Origin of the sequence: Wolbachia endosymbiont (group A) of Epagoge grotiana (assembly GCF_947251775.1) — a bacterium.
GTDB classification, from domain to species: Bacteria; Pseudomonadota; Alphaproteobacteria; order Rickettsiales; family Anaplasmataceae; genus Wolbachia; species Wolbachia pipientis.
Window position 1 is genome coordinate 1,516,156 of sequence record NZ_OX366387.1, and the last position, 17,185, is coordinate 1,533,340.

At 33.3% G+C, this 17,185-nt stretch carries 4 protein-coding genes and 1 pseudogene; 3 read left to right on the top strand and 2 right to left on the bottom strand.

The window, feature by feature from the left end; genetic code table 11:
- Window positions 1-24: 24 nt before the first annotated feature.
- Window positions 25-1,164: pseudogene (locus OPR50_RS07230) on the top strand (M16 family metallopeptidase); the annotation flags it as partial.
- 14 nt (window positions 1,165-1,178) lie between these two features.
- Here the strand turns inward: OPR50_RS07230 and OPR50_RS07235 are convergent.
- Both OPR50_RS07235 and OPR50_RS07240 read right to left on the bottom strand, forming a co-directional pair.
- On the bottom strand, window positions 1,179-2,504 hold the full coding sequence (locus OPR50_RS07235) for an IS4 family transposase (protein WP_265023871.1): 1,326 nt from the start codon (window positions 2,502-2,504) through the stop codon (window positions 1,179-1,181).
- A gap of 65 nt (window positions 2,505-2,569) precedes the next feature.
- Window positions 2,570-2,911, bottom strand: coding sequence for a hypothetical protein (locus tag OPR50_RS07240; RefSeq protein WP_265024005.1), 342 nt, complete (start codon window positions 2,909-2,911; stop codon window positions 2,570-2,572).
- A 904-nt stretch (window positions 2,912-3,815) separates the two neighbouring features.
- Here OPR50_RS07240 and OPR50_RS07245 point away from each other — a divergent pair.
- Window positions 3,816-5,054 carry a hypothetical protein gene (locus tag OPR50_RS07245; RefSeq protein WP_265024006.1) on the top strand — a complete coding sequence of 413 codons (1,239 nt, stop codon included), beginning with the start codon at window positions 3,816-3,818 and terminating at the stop codon, window positions 5,052-5,054.
- A 103-nt stretch (window positions 5,055-5,157) separates the two neighbouring features.
- Window positions 5,158-17,163 carry an ankyrin repeat domain-containing protein gene (locus OPR50_RS07250; RefSeq protein WP_265024007.1) on the top strand — a complete coding sequence of 4,002 codons (12,006 nt, stop codon included), beginning with the start codon at window positions 5,158-5,160 and terminating at the stop codon, window positions 17,161-17,163.
- Window positions 17,164-17,185 lie beyond the last annotated feature (22 nt).

Genomic DNA, 17,185 nt, shown 5'->3' on the forward strand with positions numbered 1-17,185 from the left:
TTGTTTTTATATTAGGTCGAAATAATGCTTCATAAGTTTTTTAGTTTTCTTATACTACCTGTACTTTTTTTTACTTACCCAATTTCTTCGAATGCTTTAAACATAGAGCACAACATAAAATATACTAAACTCAGTAACGGACTAGATGTTTATGTTGTTTCTAATCATCGGATTCCAGCCGTTTTACATGCAGTAATATACAAAGTTGGGGGAATGGATGATCCAATCGGCAAAGCAGGATTGGCTCACTACTTTGAACATTTAATGTTTGAAACTACAGGAAAGTTCACAGATATAGAAGCCACTATGAGTAGCATTGGGGCTCAATTTAACGCGTTTACCACTAAAGAATATACCTGTTATTATGAGTTGGTCCCCAAAAAAGATTTACCACTGGCAATGGAAGTTGAAGCAGATAGAATGGGAAACTTTAATGTTACTCAAGACAAAATAGATAGAGAAAAAAACATTGTACTGGAAGAAAGAAAAATGAGATTTGATAACCAACCTCATAACTTGTTGTGGGAAGAAATGGATAGTGCATTTTACCGTAATGGCTATGGTAGATCTGTTATTGGCTGGGAGAGCGATATCAAAACTTACAATCAGAATGACATAGTGAGGTTTCACGATAGTTATTATCACCCTGGTAATGCAATATTGCTGATTGTGGGTGATGTGGAGTTTGATGAAGTAGTGAAATTAGCAGAAGAAAAATATGGCGAAATTAAAGCTAAGCCTGTAATGAGACATTACCCAAATCAGGATCCAGTGCATAATGCAGGTCTATCGGTGACCTTAGAGAGCACTGAAGTAAAAGAATCAGTTTTATATTTTCGTTATCGTGTTCCCTTATTTGATCACATAAATGAAGCCTCTGCTGCTCATTTAGCGGTTGACATTTTAGGTGGCGGCAAATCCAGCAAACTGTATAAAGATTTGGTTTTAGATAAAGATGTGTCAGTATCAGTGTTTGCTTATTATAATAGCCTAGCTTTTAGTGATGGCTACATTGATATTATGATAATTCCAAAAAGTGGCGCTAATTTAGATATTGTTGAAAGAGAGTTAGATAATGCTATTAATGGCTTCGTATCTAAAGGGGTGACGAGCGAGGAATTACAAAGCTCAAAATATAGGTATAAGGCAGCACAGTTTGATAATCCATACGCGTCAAGTTAAGAGATTGTGAGCAAATTTAGAGAGGTTAAAGTGGATACTCTAGCCCTTCTACGTTTGTCTTTTAATGAAAATCGCGACCAAGTTATAGTGAGTTTTTTAAGAAATGCTTTTAAACTATTAATTTTGGTTAATACTAAAAATAACTCTCTAACCCGCCTTTTTAGCTCAATAAATGCCTTTGTTAAGCTAAGTTCTGTATTCTTTTTCACTTCTGTGCAACCAACTATGCCGTGAAATATAAGAATTGCGCACAATTTAGCATATAGTTCACATAATACTCTGCATGGCTTTCCTTTTAGCTTATCAAGCCTGATATGGCTTTTATACAATTTAAATAATAACTCAATTTGCCACCTTACTCTGTAAATCGTTAATACTTGCTCAGCACTAATTTTATTTTCTGGAACATTAGTTATAAATATTGACCAGTTCAACAATTTTTGATTTCTTTTAGAGGATGTATATCCCTGCGATCTTGCTAATCTATTAGCTTTCCTTCTTCTGGCCATAGACTGTTCTTCAGTTAGTTTCTGACATATAATTCTTACTCTAATTTTTGCTTCTTTTCCTAACAATACCTCGTTTTCTAAAAATAACTTATCCTCTAAACATTCTAATAACTCCATTTTTTGATTTGTTTCTACATCATATATGTTGGTATCGGATTTATAACGACTTATGAAATAAGCTCCTATTTCATTGATTTGTTTAAAAGAACTTGGCACAAAATAACCGAGATCAGATATTAGCAAATCATTGCTTAATATATTACTTAAATGTTTCCTATATCCCTGGTCTGATCTTACCCCCTCCGTTAAATTAAGTTGGTCTATTATCTGATTCATGTAGTCGAAAACTAATTGTAACTTTATTCCAGACTTAGTATTGCTTTCATAGCCACTGTAGCTAGTACCATAACCTTTATACATCTCTTCCATACTGTTAGGTAGAGTAATATAGCTACTGTCCAATAATTTAACACTATTAAATTGCTGTAAGATTTTGCAATCAACTTGCAAGATATTTTTAAAGAGAATCACAGATTCATTATACATCCTTTTCATAAATTCCACTGCTTCTTCAGTAAATCTAAAATCCAAACCTTGTTTTGTTATATCTATCGAGTCCTCGTTTAGTAATTGACACATTGTTTCTACGCTACAATTATCAACTCCTATATTACCCAAGACCATGGCTTTTACGAATGATGAACCTTTTAGCTTTCTCTTTCTTTTTATAAACCTTGTTGTAATTGAGATTTTCTCTGCTTTTTCATTAAAAATTTCTTTGAGCTTTTTTGATAAGCAAGTTATTTTATTCATTGGTTCTCTCACTAAAAGTATATCTGGGAGAACTTATACCTTATTATTCTATCTCTTTCATACCTTTATTTCCTTAACTTGACGCGTATGCTTGGACTAATAGGGTAATTTTTCCAATATAAATCACTATCATCAGTTTCACTCTGATACGACAATGTATGTTTTACACATGTGTCAACAGCCTCCCTAGTTTCATGTCTCTGATCAAGGTCATAACATTCCGAACGATTACTTATTCCTTGAACAAACAAACTATAATCATCTAAATCTGTTATGTCATCTTCAGGCGTTGGTCCCTCATTGCTATTACACTCAATTTTTGAATACCATGGCTCAGTATTTAATTCCTCTCCTAGCTTTTGTTCACTGATAGATTCTACAACATATTTTACTGACTCTGTAACCATACTACCTCCTAGCCTAGATATAGAATATATTATGTACAATATATAATATTGGTCAAGCTAATTTCAACACAATCTTTTTACTACTCATATTTTTGTTAAGTTTTTATGGTGAGTAACAATGGAGTATATAGAGAGGTTAAAAGTTGCTTATGACTCCAAATTTTAGCCAGTTTTACTATAGATCAACAAAATTGAGAAGCACTAGCGATATTTAATATATAGGAATATGATGCTTTAAAGGAGTGCAAAAACTGCTGAAGCTTATACAGTAACCTGCGGAGCCACTTCAGCAGAATAAACAAACATATGCCAGTATTAGTAGAGAATTATTTATAAGTCAACTAACTTTTTAAAAAAATATTTTAGTGAAGATACCATGCTAGCTAGTGTTATAAAGAATTCAATTGTTTACTCCTTCAAAAAAGGGCGTATATTTGTGAGAACAAGTTGCGTAAAAATAGGGTTGTAAAAATAGAAATTTGAAATCTTTGCAATAAAGTTAGGCAAAATAGTTCGTATGTAGATATGGATGAAATGCGCTAATATGGCTAGCTTTAGCGTATAGCAAAATCACTATATTAAAAAGTTCGTATGGTACACATGGTAGACCATCCCATCCCAAGAAAAACACTTCTCACCGCCCCTGGTTTTGGGTCTTGGAAATGGTTAATTTGCTTGAGATTTTAATAATATATTTTGCTGAATTAATATTGATTTACTTGCGGAAGAATAATTAAGGTAGACTTATAAAAAACAGAATTAAAAAGTGAACAAAAGACTGTATATTAAGCCTTTTACTGAAGACTACTTTAGGTTAGAAAATTTTTCTAAAATAGTAATTGACAAAGTTTTAAAGGTAGAGCAATATGCCTAAAATATATTAAATCTTGTTAGGGCGGTAAGTATGGATTACAAAAATGTACAAAAGGTATTACTAACATCTATCAAAGAAAACGATCCTCATAAAGGATTCAAGGAATTAGAAATTAAGAGGTATTGTATTACATATCAGACGTTATTGCGTAAATGGGATAGGACAATAATAACACCATTTATTAAGGAAATTTTAGAAAGCGAAATTTGTTGGAAAGCCGATGATACCTTAGGTTATATTAAACTCGATAGGTATGCACTAGGGAAAAAATTGTTAGACTTGAAAACTGAAGATGAACAGAAATCTCTTCTTGATTCCTTTGACCGTTACAGAATTGCCTGCTGGTGTTGTTTTGAAGACGAGATAAGAGCTATTTTTGAGGAATTTAAATTAACATTAGGTAATAAGCCAGTAGAGAGTTTAGTTAAGGGATGTGATAACGGGGCTTTAATGGTCTACTGGTCACATGCTATGAATAACCAGGAACATCAGTTAGAATTAAATAATGAGCATCCATACGTTTACGCTTTTAAATGTGCAATGCTGGAAAAGCATGTTGAAGCTTTGGAATTCTTCTGGAATAAGTTACAGTCAATTGGTTCTGTATCCCCAAAAAGGAAAGAAGATTTATTAATGGAGGTAGCATATAATAAAGGGCGTTTTTCCACTGACGATGTTGGTATGGTTGATTTCTGTCTACGTTACCTTCATGAAGATAAGTATCATGAGTTATTGAAAAGGGATTTTAAACAACATGGGTGTTATTATACTTTAAGTATATTAAGAAGAAACCATTCTTTCGAAAATGCTAGAAAGCTATTTGAACATTTAAAGCCAGAAGATTTATCTCCTGAAGCTTATAGTACATCAATGTTTTCGGCATTAAACTCGCTTGTTTCTGCACCAGATGATAATTTTATCAAATCTGGTAGTGATATGCTTACCTCTATGTGGAATAGTCCTGGCTTTGAGTCTCATAAACAACACTATTTAAATAAGCTAAGCGAACAACTCTCATCAACCAGAGATTTGGTTGCTTCTCTTATTAAGGGAAATAAAGCTGTTAAAATATTATCTGAAATTGTTAACTCCCTTAGCCAAGAGCAAATGTACTCTATTATGGAAGAAGATAAATCAGAATATGAGCTGTTTATGAGAGTTAGAAACACGCAATTGCATCGTGGGGCAGGTGATACTCAGTTACCAAGTTCATCATTAGATGTAGAAACTATACAGCAGAAGGTAAGTGGTGTTAGAGGCGAAGTGTAGAGTTTCTCTTTTGGAAAATTCAGTTACTTGGACTTATAATGAAAGCATGCAAAGAGTTTAAATAAGAGTAAAAATTGTAAAAGGTTAAAATCAGGAGGAGGTTATGGTTGATAACAATCAACAGCAAGAAAAACCACAAGGTTTCGAGTTAATTGAGTTGCTTTTGGGGAAAGTAGATTCTTCAACTTCTAATGCAGTAGATCAATCTTTTGAAGCAAGATATCAGTCGTTGGTTGATCAAATACAATCTTATTTACATTCTAGTGAAAAGCCTGGCTTTTTTCCTCATCGATTTTTAGGTTCTTTTTCCAGTGTATTAGATACTAAACTTAATGACAAGTTAGGCATAAAGAAATTGCACTTTCGTTTTGAGGGGGCGAGAACTTTAAAAGTTGTAGCAGAAACAGAATCCAAAATACATGTTTTTATTTTCACTGAAGATATAGAAGCTCAACATTCTAAACAAACAAATACTAAGAATTTCGAATTCACCACAGGTGAGTGGAAGAATGTGATGGGTAGAGATTATACTAAATCAGATGCGCATAAGCTTCAAATTGATGTAATAAAAATTTTAAAAGATAAGTATGAGTTAGTAAAAAGCAAGCCTAAATCAGACAAAGATGTTAAATCAAAGAAGTTATACTTATATCTGAAAAGGGATGGTGTGCTAGAGTATAAAGCTAAGAATGTATATGGTAATGTTAAAACAATCGAGGTTAGTCGTGACCAATTGAAAGGCAAGGTTTTCGATGAAGTCAAGCAGTTTCTAGGTAAGCAAGGTAAAGATCTTAGTGATGATGCCAGGAAGGAGTTATCAAGAATCACGTCAGCAAAAGGATATACCTTAAAGAGTGATGGAGAAGATGAAAAAATAAACATTAAGGTAGAAAGTAAAAAGAAGATTGTAGATCAACCCATCGAGCCTATAGTGAAGTTTCAGGAAGTGACAAAAAGGTTGGGTAAGTCTGTTTATTTAGAAAGTTATATTGAAAAGCTTGCTAACCCAGATGCAGAAATAGATCAAGTTCAGGAAAATCTTAAAGCCATTCTAAATTATATTAAAAAAATTCATACCAATTTAGACTTACAAGCTAATGTTTATGGCATTAAGGCTCGTGAAGCTGATCAACATGGTTTTGTAGCAGGAATATTCGATAATTTTCGATATCGTGATAATACCAAACTCTATTTGGAACAATTTGCTGGAGGGGGTTACGCTGATATTGTTTTGCTTGTTCGTGGGCCTAATCGTGCTGTTGATTCAGTTCCAATTCTTATTGAACTCAAGGCTGGAACTGAAGGACAAATTGATCCAAGTGATGCACTTGAGCAAGCTAAAGATTATATAAAAGGTTTTAGAGCAAATAAGATGAGGATTTTAACCAATGCAGATAATGCCATTGCTGTTGGGTTAAATTTAGATGACGCGGAACCGTTTAAAACTGAAGTACAACCTATTAAACAACCACCAGCTCCTTTGATGGAGGAATTTGTAAAATTAGCTCAAAGATGGAATAATCAACAAATTTCTGAAGAAGATTTTAAGCAGGAGATAGCAGGTTTGTTATCAAGTGAATACCATACTTTTCCAGCAAATAAAGAAACAAAAGATCATTACTATTTCAGTAGAGATATGTTAGGTCAATCAATTTTAATCAACAAGATTGGTCAAGATCGGGGTAACGTAAAAAAATATATATACTCATATGATGAGTACCCGCTCGAATGGTCTCGGGGAACAGAATACACTTTATCTAAAAGCCCGGTTATGACATTAATATTTGTTCAAGGTAATGAAGGGCAAGAGAAAACAGCATTTATTTTTCATATACGAGAGTCCAATACAAAAGAATTCTATGCTAATAAAAAAATTCCAGTGCTGGACATACCTGGAATAGGAATAGTAGGTAATGTCATAGAAATTAAAATGAGTCTCAAAAAACATGAGACAGGGTCAAATTTTGAAGAACTTTTTGAGATAAAGCAAATAAGTAACTATAGTCCAAGTGGCACCGTTCAGCAATTTAGAGGTAGTTTTCTTGAGATACCTCATGCTGATGAATTAAGGGCAAAACTTGATCAAGCAATCACTTCTCAACATGCTTCTGACGGTGAGGGTTCATTGCAAGCGTATAAAGTGTTGCTTACTGAAGTAGCAGATACGATTTACCCTATTAAAGATTTGATTACTAATGAAGCAAGGTTACAAGCTGTTCTTAATGGTTTACTTAGTAGTTACAGTGATTTGAAGCTAAAAGAGACTTCTACAAAACAACAAGATTCTGCAAAGACTGTAATTATACCTGAATTTCAAGTAGGAGCAGGTGGTCGTGTAGATATGGTAATTCAAGGTATTGGTCCTTCACCTCAGGGTACTAAAGAATACACTCCTATAGCGCTAGAATTTAAGCTTATAGATAAAAACTTAGATGAAGAAGGAATGAAAAAAGAAGTTGATAAATTAACAAAAGAACAAAATGTTAGATATGCTAAAGGGGCGGCACTGAAAGCAATTACAGATAGTGATAAAATGTTTTTCATGGGTGTGGTTGTTAATATGAAGGCTAAAGATAAAAATTCTTTAATATTAACGAGTGATGAGTTTGTTTCTGCTATAGTAGTTCATAGTTCTATTGACATAGCTAAGAGAAAACATTTAGAAGAAATACAAGAGGTAACTCAGAGACTCAAAAATATTGGTATACAAGAGGAGAATTTACGTACATTAGAATCTGCAACAGCAGAACGAGATTATCATTATTGGCTGCAGCAACATGATATAGCTGATATTGCAAGAATAAAATATGGTTATGGAATTGACACATTGTTTGAAATAGTGGGATCACCAGAACATATAGTTAATCAATTGCAACAGTTTCAAGATAGCGTAACAACAAGAGGTGAAAGAAGGCCATTAACTTTAATTGTTAATTTAGATAATAATCACTGGGTTACGTTGGTCATCTCCCATCAAAATGGGCAGTATAATGGATACTATGTAGACTCGTTGGGTAATAATGTTCCAGATAATATTCGTCAAGTTTTACAACAGGCTCAAATTACCGTTAATGATGTTTCTGTTATTCAACAAAGAGATGGTTATAATTGCGGCTTATGGGCGTTAGAAAACGTTAGAGATATTAATACTGTGTTGCAAGGAAATAGATTAAGTAATATTCCTGATGAAATACGTAACCATTTGCGAATTCAAAGAAGAGAAAATCATTTTATACGTATGAGAGAAGGTATTTCAAACACATTAAGTATAGATCCACAACGTATAGCTAACTTAGAGGCTGTACTTGCTGGGACACAAGCACCTAGAAAGAAATTTGACCTGAATAATTGTGTAAAACAAGGTAGTAGAAAAAGAAGAAGTATTAATCCTTGTTTATTTTCATTGGATGATGTAAAAAAGTTTATTAAGGGAAGGGTAGATGAAAATAATATAGATAAGATTATAATTGATAGTGAAAAGTTCCTAACTTATGTCAAAAGTAGTCAAGGTGAAAAGAAAAATGCTCAGCTAGTAGAGTTTGTTGGAGACAAAAATATCGAAGGTAATCATAAGTACTTATTTGATAAGGTAGTTGAAGATCAAGGGTACGGACGTTATATTGAAAATGAACGTATTAAGAATTTGCACGGTGACATTTCACAGCAAAATAGTGGTTTAATAAAAAGCCCGAAATTAAAAAGCAGATTAATGAATGCTGCAGGTGGGATACAATTAATAAGAGGAATCCATGGTGCCATTGTGTCTTGTAAGGATGGAACAGCAACAGATTGTGGATTAAATTTAGGTGGGATAGGATGGTCTTTTGCGTCTCAACCAATTGAGAATGTAATGGTTAAAATTACTCCAAAAGTTGTAGCATCAGCTGAAAAGGTTGCAGGAAAAATTGTATCAGGCACTCTGGGTAAACAGACAAAATTTGCTATTCGGATTGCAGGTGTAAAGTTTGGAAGTACAATAGCAAAAGGTACGGCAGGAGCTATAGCTGGTGTTTTTGATATTGTTGATATAGGTATGTCAGCAAGTAATCTTGTTGATTGTAAAAAAAGAGAGGATAGTGATAATCCATGTGGAGAAAAGGAAATAAGAGATAATATAGCATCTATATCTTTTTCTGGTGTGTCATTTGTTTCTGGTGTTGCTCTTACAGCAGCAAGTATGCCGGTAGTTGGTATTGCAGTTGGGTTTGGGCTCATGGTAGGTTATGGAATTTATAGTGGTGTTAGCAATATCGTGGAGTACGAGAAAAAGTATGATACAACCCATGATGAAAATTGGCGTATTTTTTGGCATACATTTGTTTTTCAACCTGTACCACAAGATGTACAACATCTTGCAGCAAGAAAGGAAATGGTTAATAGTCTAGCTAAAGGAGTTTGGAAAGCTTTAAATAATGACCCTAGTAATGTTGTTGCTTATAGTATTGGTCTTGGAAAAATAAACGGTAATACTCTTCGTCCAGATTATGCAACGATTATGATGAATAGAACAAATGCCAATACAAAAAATCTTTCACGTGTTGTACCTGATTATATCAAAGGTGCTGACAGGATTTGTTTACCACAGATTACTAATCAAGATTATGAAAAAGGTATTAAAAGCTCAGTTAAGTCGGCTGTATACTACTGTGAAAATGCAATGATTATTGACCACGGTGGTAGAGTAAAGATGAAACAGAAAGACAAGACGATTGTTTACGATTTACAAAATGTGGACAGAGGTACCATTGCTGGAAGTAATGTGTGGAACAATAATTTTCTAATTTACTCAGGTACAGCAGGAATAACTGGTGGCAATAATGTAGCAAACAGATTTGTTCTTGTAAATAACCCTAGCTTTTCAGGTAAAATTATTGGTGGAAGCAACTCTACTAATATACTTGATTTAAGCCAGTTAACAAAAGAGAAAGTTATAGGAGTAAATGTTGACTATCGTTTTAAGCCTAGTGCATATGGAAGATTAAAGGTAAAAATAAATAGTCGTTTGTTGATTGATGATTATGTTAGTAATAACCTCTTTAATTACCATTATGTTGGAAGGAAGGACAAGGTAGATAAGATCTTGTGCATGGGTTATTCTGAACACTTTACAGGAACCGATGATCGTGACGTTATCATAGATAGTGGTGGTGGCTCTAACAACAATGAGAAAGATGTAGTTGAAAGTTGCAAAAAAGTAATTATTTCGCCGTATACTAGAGTCAAAGGTAGAAAAAGCAATTATACTTTTTACGTAAAAACTGCAGACTATAAGGGTAGGGGGTTATATTCAGAAATTGACGTAGATGGAACAGGAACTGTAAGTTTTCCTGAATTTGATTTATTAAGTGATTGTGATCAAATAACTTACTCTAAAAACAGTAATACTTTATCTTTGAAAATAAATTTTGGTCAAAATAATCAATTTACTCTCGATATAAAAAATTACGTTGAGCGAAGCAGTAATAAGCCTTACTTTGTACTAATAGATAAAAATGGTAGTAATATTGTTCCTAAGATTGAAAGATCAGATTCATCAACTATAAAAATCACCTCATTTGAATTACATTCAGAACATTCTCTAAAGGGTTTTAGAGCTGTAGAAAATCATTACAAGAAAATTCTAAATAATCATAAGGGTTATAAAGTCTTGAGCGTTGTTAGAGGTAAAACACAAAGTCAAAATAATAGTGTAGTTTCACACATGGTTTTTGGTTCTTCAGGAGATGATATAATTAACTTCGATCAAGGAACTATGTTTGCTAGGGGAGGAGGAGGAAGTGATGTGTATTTTATTAGCAATGATATAAATAGTAGAGAAGTAAAAATTGATAATAACTCAAGTGATAAAAAACTAGATACACTATTTATGTCGGCAGTTGAGAAAGATTTTTCAATCCAGCAATGTGATCTGTATTTAAAATACAATAATAGTAACATTCGAGTGAAAAACTACTTTCAAGATCCTAATTATAGGCATCTTATAATTATGAACAAAAAAGGAGAAACTTTTATCCCCAATATACAATCAATGTCTTGTTCTCCCTTTTCTTCGGGAAAGGATAAATTAGTTCCTTTTTTACAGGCTACACAAACTCAGAATATGTTTTTATTGCCTAAAGATTTTGAAGATGATCATGTAGTGATAGATTCCCGTCTTGAAGATATTGAGAAATATAAAGATAAGGATGATCTCTTATTAATAAGAGAAAGTGAAAATCCTTTTATCATTAGAATAGAAGGATTCTATACTGATCGAAGTAAATGGGAAAATATTTCTTATTCTTTATGGAATAATAATGACCTTTTCCTATCTTCTGGCTTATTAGAAAATGTTGATAATGTAGTGGAGTATAAGGATAAACTTAGAGGTGATTATGAAAGAATTGTAAAAGAATATATTGAAGACTTTAGTGATTCTACTAGTATCATTCAGCACAATCAAAAATTAGAAAAAAATATCTCTACTTCTGTAGGACAAGATGAGGAACGAATAGGAGTAATGGTACTAAAAAATATTACTCCGGATCAGGTTGAAGTTTCTAGTAGTGGTACAGATCTGATATTTCGTGATAAGAAGTCTAATCATACGATCAACATAAACAATTGGAATAATTCTGAATCTTATAGAATTTCCACATTGGAATTCGATCTGGGTTTAGAACCAATAACAATCCGTAAGTTAGATAGGTTTAGTTTGCCTGAGGTAAGAAAAATACAAGCTTTAATTGATAAAGCTTCAGAAAATTATCAAAATAGAAGTAAATATACCCCTAAAGTAGAAAATGACTTTAAATGTTTAATATCAGTTGACGATTTTGAAAGAGAAAATAGAGATCCAGTACATCAATGTCTTGGTTTTCCTTCACTGCAAGACCGGGTTAGCTTTACAGAAAGTTCCTGTAGTTTAGAACAAATTGAGGAATTAAAAAATAAAACGCCAAGTAGTAATCAGATTTTAACATTGCTTGAAAAGTTAGAAAACAACCTTTTGCTGAATGGCTATGATTCAAACATAATAGATCAGTGCAATAAGTGGATGATCACTTCAGGATTGGGAGTATTGAAACCTTTGGTAAGCACAGCAATTTATGAAGGTAAATGGGATGAAGTTAAAACTCTTCTTGATAAAACTGCTAGAAAAAGTAAAGCTGATGTTGAGTATAAAAACCAGTGTTCAAAGAACTGGACGACTTTGAATCATGCTGTTTATAACGGTAATGTGAAATTAAGCGAAAGTATATTTAAATCATTTTTAGAGAAGAAAGGTGACATTAATGCCTTAACTAGTTGTAACAATGATAATTGGGCACTTTTACACTATGCTGTTCATTACAGCAACTTTGATATGGTTAGTTTTCTTGTAGATAAAGGTGCTAACATTGAAATTAGAAGTAAGGAGGGTCAGACACCCCTGCATTTGGCTGTTGAAGAAGCCAAGCAAAATATAATTAATCTTCTTCTTGATAGAGGTGCTGATATCGAGGCTAAAAACAACGATGGTAGAACACCTCTGTACTTAGCTGCTTACAATAATGACTCAGGTGTAATTGAACTTCTTTGTAACAGGATCAAGACTAAAAGTAATGACGCATCTAAAATGATAAAACAGGTTGGATTTTTAAAGAAGGAAGTTGTTAACCAAGCAAATATTCCATCTAATGCAAAAAGATTGGTAGAGTCTTGTATAAGTAGTTTAAGAGATTCAATAAAAAGTGCAGCCAAAAAGGTGCTAAAGGAGGGTATACTGCATAGTCGTAGTGCTTCGACTATTGAACTCATAGATAAGGTTTATAATTTCGATGAAAGGTTGTTTAATGAAGCAATTAAGGAAGCTGTAAATGACACATACGCGGGTGTAGGTATAGAAGGAATATTAAGGTTTATACGCAGTCACCATTATATTGGTCAGTTTATTCCAGGTTATATAGCTGCGTTTGACAAAATACCAAAGAATGATGGTGCAATGTTCAAATTAGCTTACTCTATTAGAGAGACCATGAAAATGCCTAGGGTCAATTCAGAAGAGAAATCTGATCTTGAAAGGCTAAAAAATAAATTACCAGAATCAGTGAGAAATGCAGTATTTTCATCAGAAGTATGTATTAAAAATGTTGAGTATGGAAGGTACTTGTACTCACCTAATAATGATTGTATGTACCACTTAAACAATTGTGACAGGGATAGGCGGTATGTGTTCACTTGGCCTTCAAATGGAAATGGTGATCAATTTAAGTGGAAGGTTGAGCTCAATGGCGATAATGTGTATCTAAAGAATGTTGAGTATGGAAGGTACTTGTATTCACCTAATGATGATTGTATGTACCACTTAAACAATTGTGACAGGGATAGGCGGTATGTATTTACCTGGCCTTCAAAGCTAGGAAACAATGGCAAGTGGAAAGTTGAGCTTGATGGTGGTAATGTGTATCTAAAAAATGTTGAGTATGGAAGGTACTTGTACTCACCTAATAATGATTGTATGTACCACTTAAACAATTGTGACAGGGATAGGCGGTATGTGTTCACTTGGCCTTCAAATAGAAATAATGATCAATTTAAGTGGAAAATTGAAGATTGTGGATCTACTCGCAAGAGACGTAGCATACAAGAATTAAATGGTTATAATCAAACTGTAGTAGACTATCAGTCAATATTGACTGAAGAAAATAGTCAGCAAATAGCAAGTAGAATATCTGCTATAGTTGAAGATGTTGAAAGGCACACCTTTTTAAATCAGTCAAAAAATAAGTTAGATTTAGATATTTATTTAAATAATAGAGGGAGAAGCAATGCTGCGGATTCTATGAGGAGAGATGTATGTAGTGAACTCAATGCAAGTGGGAGAAGAAATATTGTTCTAAGCGGAAACGATGTATGTGCAATTACTTCAGGTTATGAAACACTTGATATTGAAAACTTCCCTATTCAAGAAGTAGTGATTAATGATGATGTCAATGGAAAGAAAAGTTTAAGAAGTACATTAGATTTACATCAGTTGGTGCAACAAGTAGATAGGGATTTGAGTATAAAACCGATACCAACAGTTATTAAAGACAAAAGTGATTTATTAATTAAGTTATCTATATCAGCTACCGGCTTGCAGCAAGATGTAGTAACAGTTAGGCTAAAAGATGCCCTTGTAAATAAGTGGTATAAAAAATTACAAATTATTCTTGATAATGCACCGATGGAAATAGATGATAGTTTAGGTTTAAAGTCTTCGTTCTTTATTTCTGATGAGAAAATTATTGTAGTAACACCTCAAGACGTGGAAGAAAAGAATAAACTAATCATATCTAAAAAAGCAGGGCAGTATACCTATCTTCATGATAAATATGATCTGATAGTTACCAATGCCTTTAATGCTGATATAGAAGCAAGTGAGTTGTGTATTATACATTTTAAAGATTTTTATAAAGAACTTAAAATGGAAACATTATCTATAAAATTTGCTGACAAAGAAATATTATTAAGTAACGAAATAGATAAAATACGTAATTCAGATAGTATTGATGAATTAAATAATGTGAGTTCTATTATTAATTCACAAAAGAATTCTATACCTTTAGAGGCTCCAAACAGTGGAGACATAAATGCTCAAGGTAAACTTGGTAGGACATCTTTGCATCTTGCTTCTGGAGCTGGTGAATGGGATAAGGCCAAACTTCTTCTTGACAGAGGTGCTAATACCGAAATTCAAGACGAGTTTGGTTACACACCAATATTTCTTGCTACTCAGTCAGGTAAATGTAGTATAGTAAAACTACTCCTTGATAGAGGTGCTAATATTGATGCTCAAGATAAGGAAGGTAAAACACTTTTACACTTTGCTGCATCAGGAAATAATTTGGATATGGTTCAATTCCTTCTTGACAGAGGTGCAAGTATCGAAGTTCAAGACGGGCGTGATTGGACACCGATACTTTATGCTGCTCAGTCAGGTAAATGGGGTGTGGTCAAGCTTCTTGTTAGTAACGGTGCAAAATTTAATAATGAGATAACGTATCAGGGAACGCCTTTACATTTTGCTGCTCAAGAGGGTAATCTGGATATAGCTCAATTTCTTCTTGATGAAGGTGCTGACATAGAGTCTCAAGACGACCATAATAGAAAACCTCTACATCTTGCTGTTGAAGCAGGAAGGTTGAACGTAGTAAAACTTCTTCTTGATAGAGGCGCTAGTGTCAATGCTAAAGATGAGAATAATAAAACACCTTTAGACTTAGCTACTAAAGGAGATATGATAGAAATTTTGAAGAAGGCGGAGTTGGATCAAGGGTTATTAATTAATGCAAGGGATGGTAATCTTGATAAAGTAAAAGATCTTATTGCTCAAGGTGCTAATTTAGAAGCTAAAGATAATAATGATAATACTCCTCTACATAATGCTTGTAATAATGGTCACTTTAACGTAGCAAAATATCTTATCGAAAAGGGAGCTAGTTTAAAGGCTAAAAATAAAGACAATAAAACACCTTTAGAGTTGGTTGAGCAAAAGGGTTACACAGATATAGTGGAAATTTTAAAACAAACACAATTAAATCTGGATAGAGAATTATTGATTGCTGTAGAAAAAGAAGATCTTGGTAAAGTTAGAGACAATATCAGACGAGGTGCTAATGTTAATGCTCAAAGTAGGCTGGGTTGGGTCTCTGTGTTCTGGGCAATTCAAAAGGATAATTTAAATATAGTTAAACTTCTCATAAATAACGGTGCTGATATTAATGCCAAAGATAATGAAAGTTGGATGCCTCTTCATTGGGCTGTTCAATTGGGTTCATTAGATGTAGTTAAGTATCTTGTTGAGAGAGGTGCTAATATTAATGCTTTAACTGCCGACGGTAGAACACCTTTAGACTTAGCTGCTCAAAAGAATCGCGTAAATGTAATAGAATTTTTGAAAAAAGCACAGTTAGATTTGGATAAAGAATTATTGACTGCAGTGCAAGATGGAGATCTCAATAAAGTTGAAGGCCTTGCAAATCAAGGTGCTGGATTGAATACTAAAGGTAGTAATGATTGGACACTTTTACACTTTGCTGTTTTTAGCAACAAGTTCGACATAGTTAAGTTTCTTCTTGATAAGAACGCTAATATTAAAGCTAAAGATGTGTATGGTAATACACCTTTACATGTGGCTGCTCAGTATGATAGTAAGCTTGAAATAGTTGAATTTCTTTTAGATAGAAATGCTAGTGGCATTAATGATGTAAATAATAACGGTTCAACACCTTTACATTTAGCTATACAAGGAAATAAACCAAGTACAGTCAAACTTCTTCTCAATAAAGGTGCTAATATTAACGCTAAAGACAAGGATGGTAAAACACCTTTGGATTTGGCTGTGCAAGAAGGTTATACAGATATAATACAAATAATAGAACAAGTACAGTCAGATTTAGATAAAGAATTGCTGACTGCAGTACAAAATGGCGATCTCAATAAAGTGAAGAGTCTTATTAGTCGAAATGCTAATGTTAATACTAGAGATAAGTACAGCTGGACACCACTACATTGGGCTGCATACAAAGGTCATTTAGAAGTTGCAGAGTTTTTGGTAAAGAAAGGCGCTGATATTAATGCTGCAGATAAAGGCCCTTATGGTAAAAAGTCTATACATGTTGCTGCTGAGAATAATAGTAAAGATATCATAGAGTTTTTTCTTAGCAAGGGAGTAAGTATTAATGATACTGATAAACAAGGTTACACACCACTGCACTATGCTGCATGGAGAGGACGTTTAGAGGTTGCAAAGTTTTTGATAGAAGAATACGCTAATTCAATATTTAAATACAATAATGGTAGCACTCTTCCATGTAATGCTTCTTTAGGTAATCATTTAGATATAATTAAATGTTCTATGGGTGAGAAAAATATTTTAGAAATCAGAGATAATAGTGGCAGAGTTCCCCTGCACTGTGCTGCTTCCAACGGTAAATTAGATATAGTAAAATATTTTATAGATGAAGAGAAAGTCGATGTTAATGTTAAAGATAACAATGATGATACCCCTCTGCACCTTGCTACTGGTTATTTGGATGTAGTAAAGTACCTTATAAGTAAGGGAGCCAATATTAATCTAAGTGCAAGGCTGGTGCAACACCGCTAGATATTGCTGCCTATCAAAAACT